21 protein-coding genes are annotated in these 16178 nt (G+C 42.1%); 14 read left to right on the top strand and 7 right to left on the bottom strand.

Annotated elements, in window-relative coordinates; genetic code table 11:
- Positions 1–21 precede the first annotated feature (21 nt).
- Genes ACY8DT_RS04430 through ACY8DT_RS04420 form a run of 3 tightly spaced genes read left to right on the top strand, consistent with a single transcriptional unit; the run spans position 22 to position 2123 of the window.
- On the top strand, positions 22–726 hold the full coding sequence (locus ACY8DT_RS04430) for an HAD family hydrolase (protein ID WP_462421726.1): 705 nt from the start codon (positions 22–24) through the stop codon (positions 724–726).
- The gene (tadA, locus tag ACY8DT_RS04425) at positions 710–1195 is read left to right on the top strand and encodes a tRNA adenosine(34) deaminase TadA (protein ID WP_462421725.1); all 486 of its coding nucleotides are present in this window, start codon (positions 710–712) and stop codon (positions 1193–1195) included. The genes ACY8DT_RS04430 and tadA overlap by 17 nt, the downstream gene beginning before the upstream one ends.
- A gap of 46 nt (positions 1196–1241) precedes the next feature.
- Positions 1242–2123 carry a Cof-type HAD-IIB family hydrolase gene (locus ACY8DT_RS04420; RefSeq protein WP_462421724.1) on the top strand — a complete coding sequence of 294 codons (882 nt, stop codon included), beginning with the start codon at positions 1242–1244 and terminating at the stop codon, positions 2121–2123.
- A 26-nt stretch (positions 2124–2149) separates the two neighbouring features.
- Here ACY8DT_RS04420 and folE2 read toward each other — a convergent pair whose 3' ends face one another.
- Genes folE2 through thiD form a run of 4 tightly spaced genes read right to left on the bottom strand, consistent with a single transcriptional unit; the run spans position 2150 to position 4965 of the window.
- A complete protein-coding gene (folE2, locus tag ACY8DT_RS04415) occupies positions 2150–3028 on the bottom strand; it encodes a GTP cyclohydrolase FolE2 (protein WP_462421723.1) in 879 nt (292 codons plus the stop codon).
- Positions 3029–3038: 10 nt separating this feature from the next.
- The gene (bshB2, locus tag ACY8DT_RS04410; RefSeq protein WP_462421722.1) at positions 3039–3707 is read right to left on the bottom strand and encodes a bacillithiol biosynthesis deacetylase BshB2; all 669 of its coding nucleotides are present in this window, start codon (positions 3705–3707) and stop codon (positions 3039–3041) included.
- A 12-nt stretch (positions 3708–3719) separates the two neighbouring features.
- Positions 3720–4079, bottom strand: coding sequence for a DUF1806 family protein (locus ACY8DT_RS04405; RefSeq protein WP_462421721.1), 360 nt, complete (start codon positions 4077–4079; stop codon positions 3720–3722).
- Positions 4080–4134: 55 nt separating this feature from the next.
- Positions 4135–4965 carry a bifunctional hydroxymethylpyrimidine kinase/phosphomethylpyrimidine kinase gene (thiD, locus tag ACY8DT_RS04400; RefSeq protein WP_462421720.1) on the bottom strand — a complete coding sequence of 277 codons (831 nt, stop codon included), beginning with the start codon at positions 4963–4965 and terminating at the stop codon, positions 4135–4137.
- Positions 4966–5081: 116 nt separating this feature from the next.
- On the opposite strand from thiD, the gene ACY8DT_RS04395 reads away from it, so the two are divergent.
- The 3 genes from ACY8DT_RS04395 to ACY8DT_RS04385 are packed head-to-tail and all read left to right on the top strand — an operon-like array spanning position 5082 to position 6397.
- A complete protein-coding gene (locus tag ACY8DT_RS04395; protein ID WP_462421719.1) occupies positions 5082–5735 on the top strand; it encodes a uracil-DNA glycosylase in 654 nt (217 codons plus the stop codon).
- Positions 5732–6016 (top strand): DUF5327 family protein, encoded by a 285-nt coding sequence (locus ACY8DT_RS04390; RefSeq protein WP_462421718.1) that lies wholly within the window; start codon positions 5732–5734, stop codon positions 6014–6016. The genes ACY8DT_RS04395 and ACY8DT_RS04390 overlap by 4 nt, the downstream gene beginning before the upstream one ends.
- An 18-nt stretch (positions 6017–6034) precedes the next feature.
- Positions 6035–6397: a DUF423 domain-containing protein gene (locus tag ACY8DT_RS04385; protein WP_462421717.1), complete on the top strand. Its 363-nt coding sequence runs from the start codon at positions 6035–6037 to the stop codon at positions 6395–6397.
- Between the two features lie 297 nt (positions 6398–6694).
- Here ACY8DT_RS04385 and ACY8DT_RS04380 read toward each other — a convergent pair whose 3' ends face one another.
- The 3 genes from ACY8DT_RS04380 to hemQ form a co-directional block, all read right to left on the bottom strand.
- On the bottom strand, positions 6695–6934 hold the full coding sequence (locus tag ACY8DT_RS04380; protein ID WP_462421716.1) for a DUF362 domain-containing protein: 240 nt from the start codon (positions 6932–6934) through the stop codon (positions 6695–6697).
- A 136-nt stretch (positions 6935–7070) separates the two neighbouring features.
- Complete coding sequence (locus ACY8DT_RS04375; protein WP_462421715.1) at positions 7071–7328, bottom strand: hypothetical protein; 258 nt, start codon at positions 7326–7328, stop codon at positions 7071–7073.
- A gap of 420 nt (positions 7329–7748) precedes the next feature.
- Positions 7749–8495 (bottom strand): hydrogen peroxide-dependent heme synthase, encoded by a 747-nt coding sequence (hemQ, locus tag ACY8DT_RS04370; protein WP_462421714.1) that lies wholly within the window; start codon positions 8493–8495, stop codon positions 7749–7751.
- 137 nt (positions 8496–8632) lie between these two features.
- Here hemQ and pta point away from each other — a divergent pair, with 137 nt between their 5' ends.
- From pta to argS, 8 genes are all read left to right on the top strand, one after another.
- The gene (gene pta, locus ACY8DT_RS04365) at positions 8633–9625 is read left to right on the top strand and encodes a phosphate acetyltransferase (RefSeq protein WP_462421713.1); all 993 of its coding nucleotides are present in this window, start codon (positions 8633–8635) and stop codon (positions 9623–9625) included.
- Positions 9618–10451 carry a lipoate--protein ligase family protein gene (locus ACY8DT_RS04360; RefSeq protein WP_462421712.1) on the top strand — a complete coding sequence of 278 codons (834 nt, stop codon included), beginning with the start codon at positions 9618–9620 and terminating at the stop codon, positions 10449–10451. The genes pta and ACY8DT_RS04360 overlap by 8 nt, the downstream gene beginning before the upstream one ends.
- A 47-nt stretch (positions 10452–10498) precedes the next feature.
- Entirely contained in the window at positions 10499–11677 is a 1179-nt protein-coding gene (locus ACY8DT_RS04355; protein WP_462421711.1) for an MFS transporter, read from the top strand.
- A gap of 55 nt (positions 11678–11732) precedes the next feature.
- Complete coding sequence (locus ACY8DT_RS04350; RefSeq protein WP_462421710.1) at positions 11733–11936, top strand: hypothetical protein; 204 nt, start codon at positions 11733–11735, stop codon at positions 11934–11936.
- Between the two features lie 136 nt (positions 11937–12072).
- Entirely contained in the window at positions 12073–13377 is a 1305-nt protein-coding gene (locus ACY8DT_RS04345; protein WP_462421709.1) for an HD domain-containing protein, read from the top strand.
- Between the two features lie 12 nt (positions 13378–13389).
- Positions 13390–13914 carry a YwhD family protein gene (locus tag ACY8DT_RS04340; protein ID WP_462421708.1) on the top strand — a complete coding sequence of 175 codons (525 nt, stop codon included), beginning with the start codon at positions 13390–13392 and terminating at the stop codon, positions 13912–13914.
- Between the two features lie 199 nt (positions 13915–14113).
- Positions 14114–14515 (top strand): YwiB family protein, encoded by a 402-nt coding sequence (locus ACY8DT_RS04335; RefSeq protein WP_462421707.1) that lies wholly within the window; start codon positions 14114–14116, stop codon positions 14513–14515.
- A complete protein-coding gene (gene argS, locus ACY8DT_RS04330) occupies positions 14512–16161 on the top strand; it encodes an arginine--tRNA ligase (protein WP_462421706.1) in 1650 nt (549 codons plus the stop codon). Before ACY8DT_RS04335 ends, argS begins: the two co-directional genes overlap by 4 nt.
- Positions 16162–16178: the final 17 nt, after the last annotated feature.

The following is a 16178-nucleotide window of genomic DNA, read 5'->3' as shown; positions in this document are numbered from 1 at the left end:
TTTTTGCTAGGAGGATAGTCATTGAAAGCGATACTGTTTGATAAGGACGGCACGTTGTTGAATTATGAAAAAGTCTGGACTCCTTTTGCAATTAAAAGTGTTGAAGCTTTTACCGAACACTTTAATATTCATTCACAAAAAGAAAATGTCGCACATGCCCTTGGCCTGGTTGAAGGTAAAATTCAATCCGACGCTGTAGTCGCAAGCGGCACAGCGGCAGATATTCATGAACAGTATGAAAAATTTGCACAGGGCGGCGGCGAATGGGCACAAAATTATTATGAAGAAAATTTAGAGTATATCGCGAGCAACATGGAACTTATCGATGGTTCAAGGTACGTTCTTTCCACTTTGAAGTCTTTAGGTTATAAAAATGTTATCGTTACAAGTGACAGCAGGAAAGGCACTGAGCTTTTTATTGAAAAACTTGAAATTACGGATCTGATTGATGATATTGTTGCCGGTGATGATACAGATTATCAAAAGCCGGACATCCGCGTGCTGCACCCTTTCCTCAGCAGACATGACTATGAAGTCGGTGACGTGGTGATGATCGGCGATAATAATGCGGATACTCTTCTTGGTAAAGACGAAGGACTCTACACAATCGGGGTTTTAAGCGGGACTTCGAAGAGAGAACATTTAAAAGGTGCAGATCTGATTGTGGACAGTATCACCGATTTAATTGAAAGTGGAGAGTTTATACTGCATGACAAAAGAAAATAGTCATAATGAATTTATGAGGGCGGCACTGGAAGAAGCCGGGAAAGCATTTGATAAAGGTGAAGTGCCGATTGGAGCAGTTATAGTTCATAATGGTGAAATCATTGCACGTGCGCATAATTTAAGGGAAACAACCAGTCATCCGTTAACACATGCCGAACTGATTGCGATCCATCGTGCCAGTGAACATTTTGAATCTTTCCGTTTAGAAGATTGTACTTTATATGTTACTCTGGAGCCCTGTGTAATGTGTTCCGGCGCCATAATAATGAGCCGTGTATCACACGTCATCTTCGGTGCATATGATCCTAAGGGCGGTACGGTCAGGAGCCTGATGGAATTATTGGATGAACCAAGATTTAATCACAGGCCCAGAGTGACTGCCGGAGTATTGGAAACAGAATGCAGCCAGCTTCTTAAAAGTTTTTTTAAGGATTTGCGGCAAAGAAAATCACAGGACAGGCAAAGATAGAATTCTATTATTATAAATTAAAATTAAAAGGAGTTTTATACAGCTTATGGTCAAGTTGATAGCAATAGATATGGATGGAACTCTGCTGACACCTGAACATTCCATCAGCCCGAGGACAATCCTTGCGATTAACAAGGCGCTTGAACAGGGAATCCAGGTTGTAATTGCGACAGGCAGGGCTTTTTATGAAGCACATGCCATTGTCAGGGAGTATGATCTGAACCTTCCGTATATATGTTTGAACGGTGCCCAGGTCCGTAACGATCAGCATGAAGTCGTGGTTAATTATCCACTGAACAGTGAATTGGTTGCCCAGGCCACTGATATTTTTAAATCTGAAGACCTTTTCTATCAGGTATATACAGACCGTGCAATTTATACGACCAGCATTGAGAAGGATATAGACATATTCATTGAATTAGCTGAACAATCCGGCGGAAGTCCGGATGTCGGGAAAATACGCAGGTTAATGCGTGAAAGACTGGAAAAGACATCTTTGAAGGAAGTATCGGATTACAGAGAAATATACGAGCGGGAAGATGAAGAAATCTTAAAGTTTTTAGCTGCTTCAGCGAGCATGCCAAAACTTGTGAGAGCGAAAAACTACTTGCACGAAATTGATGAATTTGCTGTATCAGCATCCTCTTACGGTAATATCGAACTGACGCATAGATCTGCTCAAAAAGGTATTGCACTTGAAAAGATGGCAGCAGAACTTAATGTTGATTTAAAGGATGCAATGGCAATCGGAGATAACTTAAATGATATTTCCATGCTGAAACGAGCCGGTACTGCCGTAGCCATGGGGAATGCGACGTCGGAAGTAAAAGCAATCGCTGATGTAGTTACCGGAACGAATATTGAAGACGGCGTAGCAGTCGCAATTGAAAATGTATTGAATAATGAATACGAAAATACGACAAAATAAAAAGACATCCATCGGATGTCTTTTTGTTATTTCTGATAAGTCATTCTGCTGAATGCATCGTGCTGGTGGATACTTTCTTCGTTGCGGCACTCAAGTTCAAAACCTTTTACCCAGTCAAGCTCTGCAATATCATAAGCGATCAGACGAATCAGGTCTTCTACGAAACGCGGATTTTCATAAGCGCGTTCAGTAACCATTTTCTCGTCAGTTCTCTTGAGGATAGGGTACAGCTGGCTTGATGCATTTATTTCCAATAATTCATAAACGATTTCTTTATGGTTTTCAGGTATTTCCACATTCGGATCTACATCAATCATGACTTTCACATAGCCACGCTGGTTGTGTGCGCCGTATTCACTGATTTCTTTTGAGCAAGGACAAAGTGTCGTAACCATGGCTGTCATGCCGAATTGCTTTCTTGTCAGACCGGTTTCGTTCAATGCAAGTGAATATTTTACATCTGCATGTGCGATACCGTGTAAGTTCGTTTCCGGACTCGGTTTTGAAAAGTACCATTTGCCGTCAGCTGTCACTTCGGCATTTTCCTGACGCATGCGGTCACGGAGTACAAGAAGTACCTGTTCCAATGATTCAAAATCAAGTGTGACACCATTATTGTTTTCAGTCTCCAACGCTTCCAGAAGGCGGCTCATGTTAACGCCTTTTTCATCACGCCGTAAACTTGTCGCGAGTTCAAAGTTACCAACGGATTGATAATCACCAATTACTACAGGATAACTCAAATTATTTATACCTACAGACTCTACTGCGAATAAAAAATCTTTTTTAGAATTTTGAAGATCAGCCATTTCGGCTTTTTCTGTCGGTTTTGTACCTTTAACAGGGTCAACAGAACCAAAATGTTTAAAACGACCTTCTCGTGTCGTTAAATCCAACTCTTCCATAACAATCTCCTTAATTTATATCATAACTGTAAAATTGCTCCAGTTTTAAATATGCTTCTCTTGTTTCCTGGCCATCTACCGTCTCAGCTGCAAGTCTTTTTAATAAAGGCCCTGTCTGTGAGATGTGTGCTGCCATGACCTGTTCTTTTCTATCTTCATATCCTGTAATATCGTTAATGATATCAGGTTCGCCGAGATCCTCCAACGTGTTTTTATCAAAAGCGACCAGTTGTAATTTCGGCCTGTCCCCGGGGCTCATTTCCGTGACCGCATCCACTACAGCATCAGCAGTAGCCTCATGGTCGGGGTGTACAGAATATCCGGGGTAAAAAGATATGATAGTGGAAGGATTCAATTCATCAATCAAATCTTTCATTACTGAAGCCATATGACCAGGCGGTTCAAACTCCAGTGTCTTATCTCTGTAACCGAGCAGCCTTAAATCGGACAGCCCCATTATTTTAGCACTTTTTTCGACTTCCTGCTTTCTGATATCATGCAGTGATTCTCTCGTTGCAAATGGAGGATAACCCAGACTCCGTCCCATATCACCAAATGTCAGACAGGCATATGTCACCGGAACTCCAGAATCAAGATATTTCATGATTGTTCCGGAAACACCGAATGCCTCATCATCGGGGTGAGGGAAGACAACTAAAACATGTCTTTCTTTTTCCATCTTAATTTCCTCCTATTTGAAAAATTCATCAGCGGATATTTCTAGTGCACTTGCCATTTTCCCGTCATGGTCAAAACCATGCAGGATGAATTCATTGTTTTCATTTATAACATAATGTGTCAGACCAAGGACGTAAATCCAGCCGCCGTTAACCAACTTCAAACCTACACGGTACTCACCGTCCCTACCGCCTCTGATTGCGCCCTGGACAAATTCGACTTGGACATTCCGCATGAACGTGCCGACATTAAAGAATTCTTCATTTAAATGGTTTGCATACACGCCACTCGTTATTTCAACGTGTACATAAACAGGTTGATTCTGGTATTGATTCAACACTTCCTGTACTTTATCGCGGTCGATTTTCTCCATTCACATGCCACTCCTACTTTTACATTTGAAAAGAGATAGTCAGACTATCTCCCATTTATATCTGTTCATCATTTACTTGTACTTCTTCTACGGTGTTTGCAGCGCCATGTCTGACAACCCCGACATGCTCATTCATTTTCCAGCCGTTTTTAATCGCCGATGTGACGAAAGCTTTCGCATTTTGAACTGCTTCGAGAGGTGTTTTGCCTTTGGCGATATTGGCCGTAATTGCCGAAGCAAACGTACAGCCGGCACCGTGATTGAAGGATGCATCGATCTTATCCGATTTTATCAGATGGAATTCTTCACCATCATAGTATACATCAACTGCTTTGTCACCGTCGATGCCTGTACCGCCTTTAATGATGACGTGTTTGGTACCCATATTTATAATGGACTCCGCACATTGTTTCACTTCCTCCAGAGTCTTAGGTGTTTTACGGCCGGTCAGGTGACCCGCCTCGACCAGATTCGGTGTGACAATTGTTGCATGTGGAATCAGATGTTCTACCATTGCATCCACAAGTCCGGGATTTAAAACTTCATCATCACCTTTACATACCATGACCGGGTCGATGACGAATGCTTTTGCATCACTGTTCAAAAAGGCATCTTTTGCCCTTTCAATCACTTCTTCAGACGGGAGCATGCCAGTTTTGATAGCGTCCGGTGACAGCGACAAAGCAGTTTCTAATTGTGAGTCTACAACTTCTAAAGCTGTAGGGAATACTCTGTGTGACCACGTTTCCGGGTCCATTGTCACAGTCGTTACGATCACAGACATTCCATATGTTTCATATTCCTGGAATGTTTTTAAATCTGCAGCTATGCCTGCGCCTCCGCTGACATCTGTACCTGCGATCGTTAGAGTTTTTTGAAGCCTCATAAAAGTTCCTCTTTTCCTACTATAGATTAATAATGATATTTTACTATATTTGACTCTGTAATTCTAGAGCATTGCTTACTTGAATGGTATAATAAAATTTTGTGAGAGGTGATCAAATGGAATGGACAGACGTATTTCAAAAAATAAAGAAAAAACACGACTTCAGCACATTGGAAGAAGTGTTGAATGATAAATATAAAAACGGCAGAGTATTCCCGCCAAGGGAAGAAATCTATACGGCATTTGAGCTGACTTCATTCGAGAATGTGAGAGTGGTCATACTGGGGCAGGACCCTTATCACGGAGAAGGCCAGTCCCACGGCCTTGCATTTTCTGTCAATGAGGGAATAAAAATACCGCCGTCCCTTCGGAACATGTATAAGGAACTGGAAGACGATTTGAATATAAAACGGACCGGCGGCAGCTTAAAAGACTGGGCAGGCCAGGGTGTTTTATTGCTCAACACGGTACTGACCGTGGATGCTAACGAAGCAAACTCCCATAGAGGACTCGGCTGGGAGCAATTTACGGACAGCGTGATTGAAGTGGTATCGGAAGAACTGGAAAATGTAGTATTCATCTTGTGGGGTAAACCTGCACAGAAAAAAGAGGCACTGATAGACACTTCGAAACATCTTGTAATAAAGTCCGTTCATCCAAGCCCTTTATCGGCATACCGGGGGTTTTTCGGTTCAAAACCATACAGCCGGACGAATGCGTATTTGAAAGAGCACGGCCGTGCGATGGTGGATTGGAGTGAGCGGGAATGAAACAGCAGATCATAAATCAGATCAAGTCCGAGCTGCATATGCTTGAAGTTTCAAGTCTGCCGCATGAATTTGAAAAACATCTTTATGCGCTCGAGACACTGGTCGGTGTTTTGCAAGGATATAAACCGGCAGTTAAAAGCAGAACTGTTGAGAACGAAGAAAATGAAAAACCTGTCATTACGGAGAAAGATGAGAAAATGCTTGAATTGATGGGCGGCCGGGAGAAAGGGAATGACCCTTCCGACGATAAAAGTAAAAATGATTCGATCTTCGATTTTTAATAAAAGGAGCAATTATTGATGAAATTATTTGTTATACTAGGTGCGATTAATGCATTCATATCAGTTGCACTGGGTGCTTTTGGCGCACATGGACTGGAAGGTAAAATATCAGATCATTATATAGCCGTCTGGGAAACTGCAGTGCAGTATCAGATGTTCCATGCGATGGGACTCATTGCGATAGGAATTTTGATTGGAATGACTGACATACCGATGAATGTTGCCGGTTGGTTAATGTTTGCGGGCATCATCTTTTTCAGCGGTTCGCTATATGTACTTGCTGTGTCAGGAATTTCAATACTCGGTGCGATTACACCGATAGGCGGCGTACTGTTTTTGGCAGCCTGGGTAATGGTAATTATCGGTATTGTGAAAATATAATTATATTCAGAGCCACGTCGGTGTCCGGGAGATGCCTGCCGTGGCTTTTTTGTGTTCTGAGGCGTTCTCCCGACATGGCTTGAAAACGATGTCGGGGCAGCGGTGTTCTCCCGACATGGCGCAAAAACGATGTCGGGGCAGCGGTGTTCTCCCGACATGGCACAAAAACGATGTCGGGGCAGCGGGGTTTTCCCGACATGGCGCAAAAACGATGTCGGGGGAAGATCAAAACTTCAAGAAAATCACCATAAAAAAACCAAACCCGCGATGGGGTTTGGTCATAAGTATTGCAATATTTTATGCTAATCCGTAGAACTGTTTTGCTTTTTCCAGGAATGGTTCGTCCTCTGGTGTCATATCATATTCTTCGATGATTGCATCCACCGGGCAGACTGTGACGCACGCTCCGCAGTCGATACAGATATCCGGATCGATATAGTACTGGTCTTTACCCGGTTCTATACAGTCAACAGGACAAACGTCAACGCAATCGCCTGCTTTTTCGCTCATACATGGTTGTGTGATTACAAATGCCATTAGAATTACCTCCTTCAATATATATGGGTTAATTCGCCTAAATTCAAGTTATATTTAATTACCGGTTATAATTGAATAGTAAGTGAATATTAAAAATAATTCAAACCATTTCTCGGAACTTGGATAAAATACTCATTTAGTCGGACTTATTTTGTGTATTATCACTCTGATTCTGTGCTTCTTCTGCTTCTATCTTTAGTTGATGATACTCCTTAAATTCCCTCAGTGCAAACCAAATTGAAACCAGGCCGAATAAAATGATTGCCAATCCAAATAGTTCGCCTTCAGAAATTAAGAAGATGAAACCGACAATCAATAAAGAAAGAGCTACGATAGACGTGACTGATCCTGTAAAGATGAGGATCATTCTTTTTTGTTTGTTTCCAGTCAACATATACTTTCCCCGTTTACGATTTTTATCGATATTGACAAACCGCTTTGTCCATATATTATTTTTTACCTTTGCCGCGTGTGGCTCTCCGAATCGCCATCGGAATCAGAATCCATGCGAGTCTGCGAATAATTCGAGACATATAAAATCCCCCTGAAAATTGGTATATTAATAAGTTATAGCCCATATCAAGGGGTGTCAAACAATTATAAAAAGCCTGCCGGTTATTCGAAATCATAACTCAGCAGGCTTCTCATTAACGTCTTTTATCAGATTTATTCTTATTGAATATCTTTTTAATGATTATAGGCGCAACAATTATAGCGAGTCTTCTAATTAATCTCCCCATATAAACACCCTTTCAGTTAGTTTAATCGAGCATTTCACTATAGCCGATTCTGGTGGTGTTCAAACATGTATATACTATTTGAAAAACTCTGGTAATTCCGGAGTCGGCAAGTGTACGCCTACGAAAAAGTCTCCGAATACTCCATAGCGTGCAGATGTTTCATCAAATCTCATCTCATAGATGATTTTCTTGAATTCAAGCATATCGTCTGAGAATAAAGTGACTGCCCACTCGTACTCATCCAGTCCCTGTGAACCTGTGATGAACTGTTTTACTTTGCCCGCATACTGGCGGCCGATCATGCCGTGATCTCTCATCAGACGCTTTCTGTCTTCTATCGGAAGCATATACCAGTTGTCATCCAGATCGCGTTTTTTATCCATCGGATAGAAACAGATGTATTTGGATTTCGGCACTTCAGGATACAGACGTCCTTTTATATAAGGGTTTTCGTATGGGTCTTCGTCGGAATCTTTCGCCAGGTAACTGCTCATTTCCACTACAGATACATATGAATAGGACGGAATCAGAAAATCACTGATACCGAGCTTATTGAATTCAAGTTCCAGCTTGTTCAGTTCATCAACTGTCGGACGAAGCATCCAGAGTATCAGGTCTGCTTTCTGACCGGTGACATTATAAAATGAATAACTGCCTTCTTTATTTTTATGAACCTCTTCCTGACGGTCCAGGAATGATTGCAGCTCACCGATCAATTGATCTTTCTCCGAGTCTTCAAGTAATCTTAAAGATGTCCAGTCAACATTATATAATAAATGTAAACTCCACCATCCATCTAACGTTGAAACAGCTTCACTCATCTTAAAAAACCTCTCTTTTTAATTGTTATCATATCTATATTACTCTATCTGAAAACGTTTTAAAAGGATTTAGGGATGAAATCATGTGACAGAAAAGGTATAATTATTTCGTATATAGGCTTTTCAAGGAGGAAACTATGAGTCAATTTTTAGATGAACTAAAAGCGAACTTAGATGGAAAAAATGTAAGAGTAGTTTTTCCTGAAGGTATTGACCTTCGAATTTTGACAGCTGCAATTGAATTGAACAAAACATCTTATGTTCACCCCATTGTATTAGGAAATGAAAATGAAATTATAGAACTGGCTGAAAAAGAGTCGTTGGATATAGAAAATCTGGAAATCATAAACCCTGTAGACTGTAATGACAAAGAAGAACTGGTAGATGCTTTTGTTGAAAGAAGAAATGGTAAAGTCACAAAAGAGCAGGCTGAAGAAATCCTGAACGATGTTAATTACTTTGGCACAATGCTTGTCTATACCAATAAAGCAGATGGCCTTGTTTCAGGTGCGATGCATTCTACACCGAATACAGTCCGTCCGGCATTGCAGATCATCAAGACCAAGCCGGGTGTGTCCCGTACAAGCGGGATATTCTTTATGCTTCGTGAAGATGAGCTATACGTAATGGGCGACTGTGCAATCAACCCGGTACTAAATGCTGAAGAGCTTTCTGAAGTAGCGGTTGAAACTGCCAAGACGGCTCAAAGTTTCAATGTGGACCCTGTTGTCGCACTGCTCAGCTTCTCGACACACGGTTCTGCAAAAACAGAAGAGACAGAACGTATAAGAACAGCGGCACAATACGCGAAAGACAAGATGCCTGAAGTGCCGATAGACGGTGAATTCCAATTTGATGCGGCATTTGTTCCAAGTGTTGCAGAGAAAAAAGCACCGGATTCAGAAATAAAAGGAAATGCGAATGTCTTTATTTTCCCTACTTTGGAAGCGGGGAACATCGGTTATAAGATCGCTCAGAGACTGGGTGGATTTGAAGCGTACGGACCGATTCTGCAAGGGCTCAACCAGCCGGTAAACGACCTTTCACGAGGCTGTACGACAGATGAAGTCTTTAATCTGGCATTATTCACAGCCACACAGGCACTCGCCATCAAAAACGAAAATGAATAAATTATTCAACGAACAATGGGATTATATACCGGCATCAGAGACTGCTCATCCTTATCATTCATTTGCTATGGATGATGTCCTGCAGGAAATAGCGGGCGAAGACCATTCGCTCAAGTTTCGTGCCTGGGTACATGATCCGTTTGTCATATTGGGCCTGCATGATGCCAGACTGCCGCATCTGGAAGATGGACTGTCTTACTTATCCTCAATCGGTTATGACTATATAGTCAGAAACAGTGGGGGACTCGGTGTGGTTCTGGATGACGGCATCTTAAATGTATCTTTGATCGTGGAGAAGGGTAAATCACCTCTTATCGATGAGGGCTATGATCTGATGCTCGACCTGGTCGGTGCCGCACTCGGGGAGGCCGACGTCAAAGCGTATGAGATTAACGGGAGTTATTGTCCGGGAAGCTATGATCTCAGTATCGACGGTAAAAAGTTCGCGGGAGTATCCCAGAGACGCATTAAAAACGGTGTGGCCGTGCAGATTTATCTTTCGGTATCCGGATCTGGTGCGTCCCGTGCAGAAATCATGAAAGAATTTTACCGTCATGCTAAAAAGGACTCTGAGACGAAGTTTGAATATCCTTTGATTCAGCCGGAAGTGATGGCATCACTGAACGAATTACTGGATAAAAACTGGACGGTAGAAGATGTGCTCAACAAATTTCTCAGTGTATTGAATATCAATCCTGGTGTGACTTACGATCTGCCGTCTGAGTACTCGGACAAATATGAACAGTATATTCAGCGCATGATTAAACGTAATGAAAAAGTCCGGGGGGATAAAGACCTGGAAATATTTTCAAGCAACAGCCAGTGACATTTCGTCACTGGTTTTTATAATTGGTTTTGAAAGGAGAGGGTGTCTTGTCCAAAAGCAGACACAAGGGAAAGATATGGACAAAAGAATTTGCAGTCATATTCATATTTCATTTTATAGTGATGTTTTCAATGTATTCCACCCTTGTGACCATAGGTAGCGTTTCTATCGAGAAATATGATGCTGCACCCAGTATAGCAGGGTTCGTCGCAAGTATATTCATCGTCGGGGTGCTGATCGGCCGTGCGCTGTCGGGATACCAGATCAACAACATGGGCGCACAGAAAATAATGTACATCGGTACATTGCTGTTTTTCGCCACTTATATCTTATACTTCATAGACGGGGGCCTCTACTTTTTAATAGCTGTCAGATTATTGAATGGTCTGGCGACGGGAATCATCAGCACCTCTCTCAACACGCTTGCAACCATTTCGGTCCCGCCTGAAAGACGCGGCGAAGGTATCAGCCATTTCAGTCTGAGCATGGTGCTGGGATCCGCAGTCGGTCCTTTTCTGTCATTTCTACTATCGGAATATATCAGTTTTAATACGATGTTGATCTATATCGGAATTATTGTCCTCGTAATTTCATTCCTGCTGCCATTCATTAAAATAAACAACACGGTAAGACCTGAAGGAGCGGAGAGAGCGAAGTTTGTCATGATTGACAGAGAGGTGCTCCCGATGGGTACGGTAGTACTGTTTATGGGGATTGCCTATTCTGCAGTATTATCATTCCTGAATCTGTATGCCATAGAGGTAGATCTTGTTACTGCAGCCAGTATGTTCTTCCTGGTTTACTCGGCGGCTATTCTGCTCACGAGACCGGTCACAGGGAAGATACTGGATAGTTTTGGCGCCAATGTCATTCAATACCCTGCATTTATTTTGATGGCTGCCGGATTTTTCGTGATGGGCAATGCCGGAGCAGGTATTGTACTGCTGTTTGCAGGTTTTTTAATCGGCCTCGGATTTGGTAACTTCCAGTCTGTCGCACAAGCACTCTGTGTCAATATTGCGAAGAAAGAAAACGTGGGTCTTGCTACATCCACATTTTTCATCATGCTGGAAATCGGCCTTGGATTCGGACCATTTTTCCTTGGGATGATCGTCCCTTTTGTCGGTTACGGCGGATTGTACCAGCTGCTCGTAATATCGATACTTATTGCCATGGTGATCTATCATTTTGTTTACGGCAGATCTGAAGAAAAACCGGAAATTTAGTTTAACCCCCTATATGAAATGGGAATTGGTACCATAAAGAGGGGGGTTATAATGCATGGACAATAAAAACGATGAGCATAGACGGATGACGACCCGTGAAGAAGAGCAGGAACTAGATAAGAAAAAGAAAGTGAAAGAAGATGAATTCAAAGAGCAGGTGCCGCCTGATCAGCCGCCAAGCGAGGAAATAAAAAAAGATTTCGAACAGGAAGAAGAAGTGAGAAATAAAAAAAGCGATAAGAAAACATCCAACGAATAAAATATGTGAAATATACGGCAGAGGATAAATCCATCTGCCGTATATTTTTATGTATGATCGTTATACAGGCCGGTGTTTTGTACTTAGTAATATGACTTATGATAATATGGAATTGAGAGTGGAGGGGGCATGGTTTATGTTGACTGAATTACCATATTCAAAAAAACAGCTTGTGGAAGAAAAGGTGTTCAAAGACCCTGTTCACCGGTATGTCCATGTACGGGACCAGTTGATATGGGATCTTATAAAAACAAGAGAATTTCAGCGCCTCCGCAGGATAAAACAGCTGGGTACATTATACTTGGCCTTTCATTCTGCTGAACACACGCGTTTCAACCACTCACTTGGAGTGTATGAGATTGTGAGGCGCATGACGGAAAACTTCAAGGAGTATGAAGAGTGGGAGGAAGATGACCGTCTGCTGGCCCTGGCTTCAGCTCTGCTGCATGACCTCGGTCACGGGCCGTTCTCCCATTGCTTTGAGAAAATATTCCATACTGATCACGAGGAGTATACCCGTAAAATCATATTAGGTGATACCGATGTCAATGATGTGCTGAAACGGGTCAGTCCCGATTTTCCTCTTGAGGTGGCAAAGGTGATTGATCAGACACATGAAAACAAGCTTGTCATCAGTATGATATCCAGTCAGATAGATGCGGACCGTATGGACTATCTTCAGCGCGATTCCTACTATACAGGTGTCAGTTACGGACGGTTTGATATGGAGAGGATATTACGCGTCATGCGTCCGGCAAAAGAAGAAGTCATCATAAAAGAAAGCGGCATGCATGCGGTCGAAGATTATTTGATGAGCCGCTATCAGATGTACTGGCAGGTATATTTCCATCCCGTTTCACGGGGCGGGGAAGTACTTTTGAATCTCGCTTTGAGACGGGCCAAGTATTTACATGAAAATGGTCATACATTTAAACAGGCGCCAAAGTACTTCATACCTTTCTTCGAAGAGAATGTCACCGTTCATGATTATCTGAGGCTGGATGAAATGGTGGTCAATTTCTATCTGCAGGAATGGATCAATGAGGATGACGAGATATTATCAGATCTGTCCAACCGTTTTGTAAACAGGGAACTGTTCAAGTATTTGCCATTCGACGGTTCTTATATTACGAAAAGTGAATTGGAAGACTTGTTTAAAAAAGCAGGCATCGACCCGGAATATTATTTTTTCAGCGATTCATTTTCAGATTTACCATATGATTATGACCGTCCCGGCACAAACAATAATCGTAAACCGATCCATCTCCAAAAAAATGACGGAGAACTGCGGGAGATCAGCAGCCAGTCTGCAATCATCCATTCCATTACAGGCGTTCATCGTATGGAGTCGAAGCTGTATTATCCAAAAGAGAAAATATTAGCGATAAAGGACCCTGAGATTAAAGGTGAAATAATAAATATTTTGAATCAATTAGCATAGGAGCAGGATAAAATGTCGAATGATTCCAGCAAAAAGAAACCAGGTTTTCAGTTTAATATTATTAAAGACGACCCTCTGACAGGGCACAAAGGTCAGAATTTCGGAGCGATCAGTGTAGAAAACGTCGCTCCTGTCTATATCGATATTGATACACAGGAAACTTTCATCGATATCGGCGGACTGCACGGACGGGCTGATGTCGAAAGACGTGTTAAATGGGTCAACGATATAGAGGAACCTAAAGGCGAAGGCCAAAGAGAGTTCTGGCTGGTCTGGGTGACAGTTGAAAGAACGAAGGACGGTCCAGTCTATGAAGGTGTCACTTCATGTTATGAGATGATCAATAAGACGAAAAAGCGCGGCTACAAGATGATGCATGAGCACGTCAACCAGATGGACCGTTCCATGAAAGGCCACATCATCATCGATGACATGGATCAGAAGAGCAGAAGTTCATTGAAGAAGTTTTTAATGGATCATAACCCTGAAATGTGGGATAACTCGGATAAATTGAAAGAAGTCATGAAAGATGATTAATTCCACATATCGAATTTGTCCAAAATAAGACTTTTATAAATGAGGCTTGCAGATTTCATGAAACGACTATAAAATACTATATAGTTATATAAAATATAACTAGGACACTTAGACAGGGGCAACTCCCTGTCTTTTTTGCGTTTATAATCTCTTTATTACTCTAAATATGTTATAATTTACCTTACTTGCAGGTGATTATATGAAGGATGAAAAATTGAGTTTTTTACTCACTCAAAATTTTAATATGAATGATGAAAAGCAGTCTTTCTCCCAGAAAGTTGAAGTGACGGAGATTTTTAAACGTGACCGTTATTTGAAGTATCAGGAGCAGATGGACGAGTATAAACTGGATGTCATATTGAGAATCAATGATGACTTTATAAAAATCAACAGAAGTGGCGTGGTCAATATGAAATTCCACTTTGCCGAAGGCAAAGAAACGGATACATTTTATGAATCACCTGCCGGAAGGCATCACTTCACAATATACACATATCATATTGCAGCTCTTCGGAACGAGATTACTATTGACTATGAATTATTTGAGCAGGGTCAATTACTGGGCAGCTACCAATATAAACTAGAGAGAGAGGTTCAATGATGAATTTAAAAGCTGGATTGTCGGAAGCACTGGAAAATGCAGTAAAAGAGTCCGGGATAGTGACTGAAGTGCCCGAAATTAAAATTGAAACACCAAAAGATAAAGCGAACGGTGATTTTTCCTCGAACGTGGCGATGACATTGACTAAACAGGCGAAGAAAAAGCCAAGGGACATAGCAGCATCGATCGTTCAACATCTGGACGAATCAGCAGCCAGCATTAAATCTGTCGAAATCGCAGGGCCTGGGTTTATAAACTTCTTCATGGATGAATCATCGGTGACTCAGGTTATTCCTCAGGTGATGGAACAGGGTGAAAACTTCGGCCGTTCGACTCCGGAAGTCAAAGAAAAAGTACTCATTGAGTTTGTCAGTGCAAATCCGACGGGCGATCTCCATATAGGACATGCGAGAAATGCGAGTGTCGGCGATACGCTGGCTAATATTATGGACTTTGCCGGCCATGATGTGGAACGTGAATACTACATCAACGATGCAGGAAACCAGATTGACAACCTGGCGTTGTCGATTGACGCCCGTTATCTGGAAGCGCTGGGGCAGGAACTGGTAATGCCGGAGGATGGTTATAACGGCAAAGATATCCAGGATATCGGTAAAAAGCTTGCTGAAGAGTCTCCGGAGCTCGTTGATACTACAAAAGAAGACCGTATCGAGATGTTCAGAAAACTCGGAGTGGACTATGAAATGGATAAGTTGAAAAAAGATCTTGATGACTTCAACGTCAACTTTGACAATTGGTTCAGTGAAACTTCACTTTATGAAACTGATGAAGTGAATGCGGCACTCGATGTAATGACAGCGAACGGCTATACATTTGAAGCGGACGGTGCCCTCTGGCTCCGTACTACCGACTTCGGTGATGATAAAGACCGTGTATTACGTAAAAGTGACGGCACATACACTTATCTGATGCCGGATGTTGCTTATCATTATGATAAGGTTGAGAGGAATTTCGATAAGTTGATCAATATTTTCGGCGCAGACCATCATGGTTACATTCATCGTCTGAAGGGTTCTCTCGGCGCACTCGGAAAAGATCCGGAAATGCTGGAAATTAAAATTATGCAGATGGTCCGTCTGATTGAAAACGGTGAAGAGGTCAAGATGAGCAAGCGCACAGGCAAAGCCGTGACGCTCCGCGAACTGATTGACACAATCGGTGTCGATGCCTGCCGTTATTTCCTGACGATGAGAAGTTCCGATTCCCATCTTGATTTTGATATGGATCTGGCTAAGTCGGAATCCAGCGACAACCCTGTATATTATGCACAGTATGCGCATGCAAGAATCTGCAGTATTCTAAGACAGGCGAAAGAATCAGGATATGAAGTCGACAACAATGCAGATGTTTCGGTCATCTCGAACGAACAGGCGTTGGATCTGATCAAGAAGATGGCGGCATTCCCGAATATTGTCAAAGGCTCTGCCCACCACCGTGCAACACACAGAATAGCGACTTATATTCAGGAGCTTGCAAGTACTTTCCATAAGTTTTACAATGCGGAAAAAGTACTCAGTGACAATGAAGATAAAACAAAAGCATATTTATTAATGATAGAAGCAGTCAGACAAACATTGCAGAACGCACTTAAGCTCGTCGGTGTTTCAGCACCGGAAAAAATGTAATCACTTAGGAGTGTTAA

It is taken from the genome of Salinicoccus sp. Marseille-QA3875, assembly GCF_054950095.1.
Note: the sequence above shows the minus strand (reverse complement) of the source record. Positions and strands in the feature narration are given on the sequence as shown.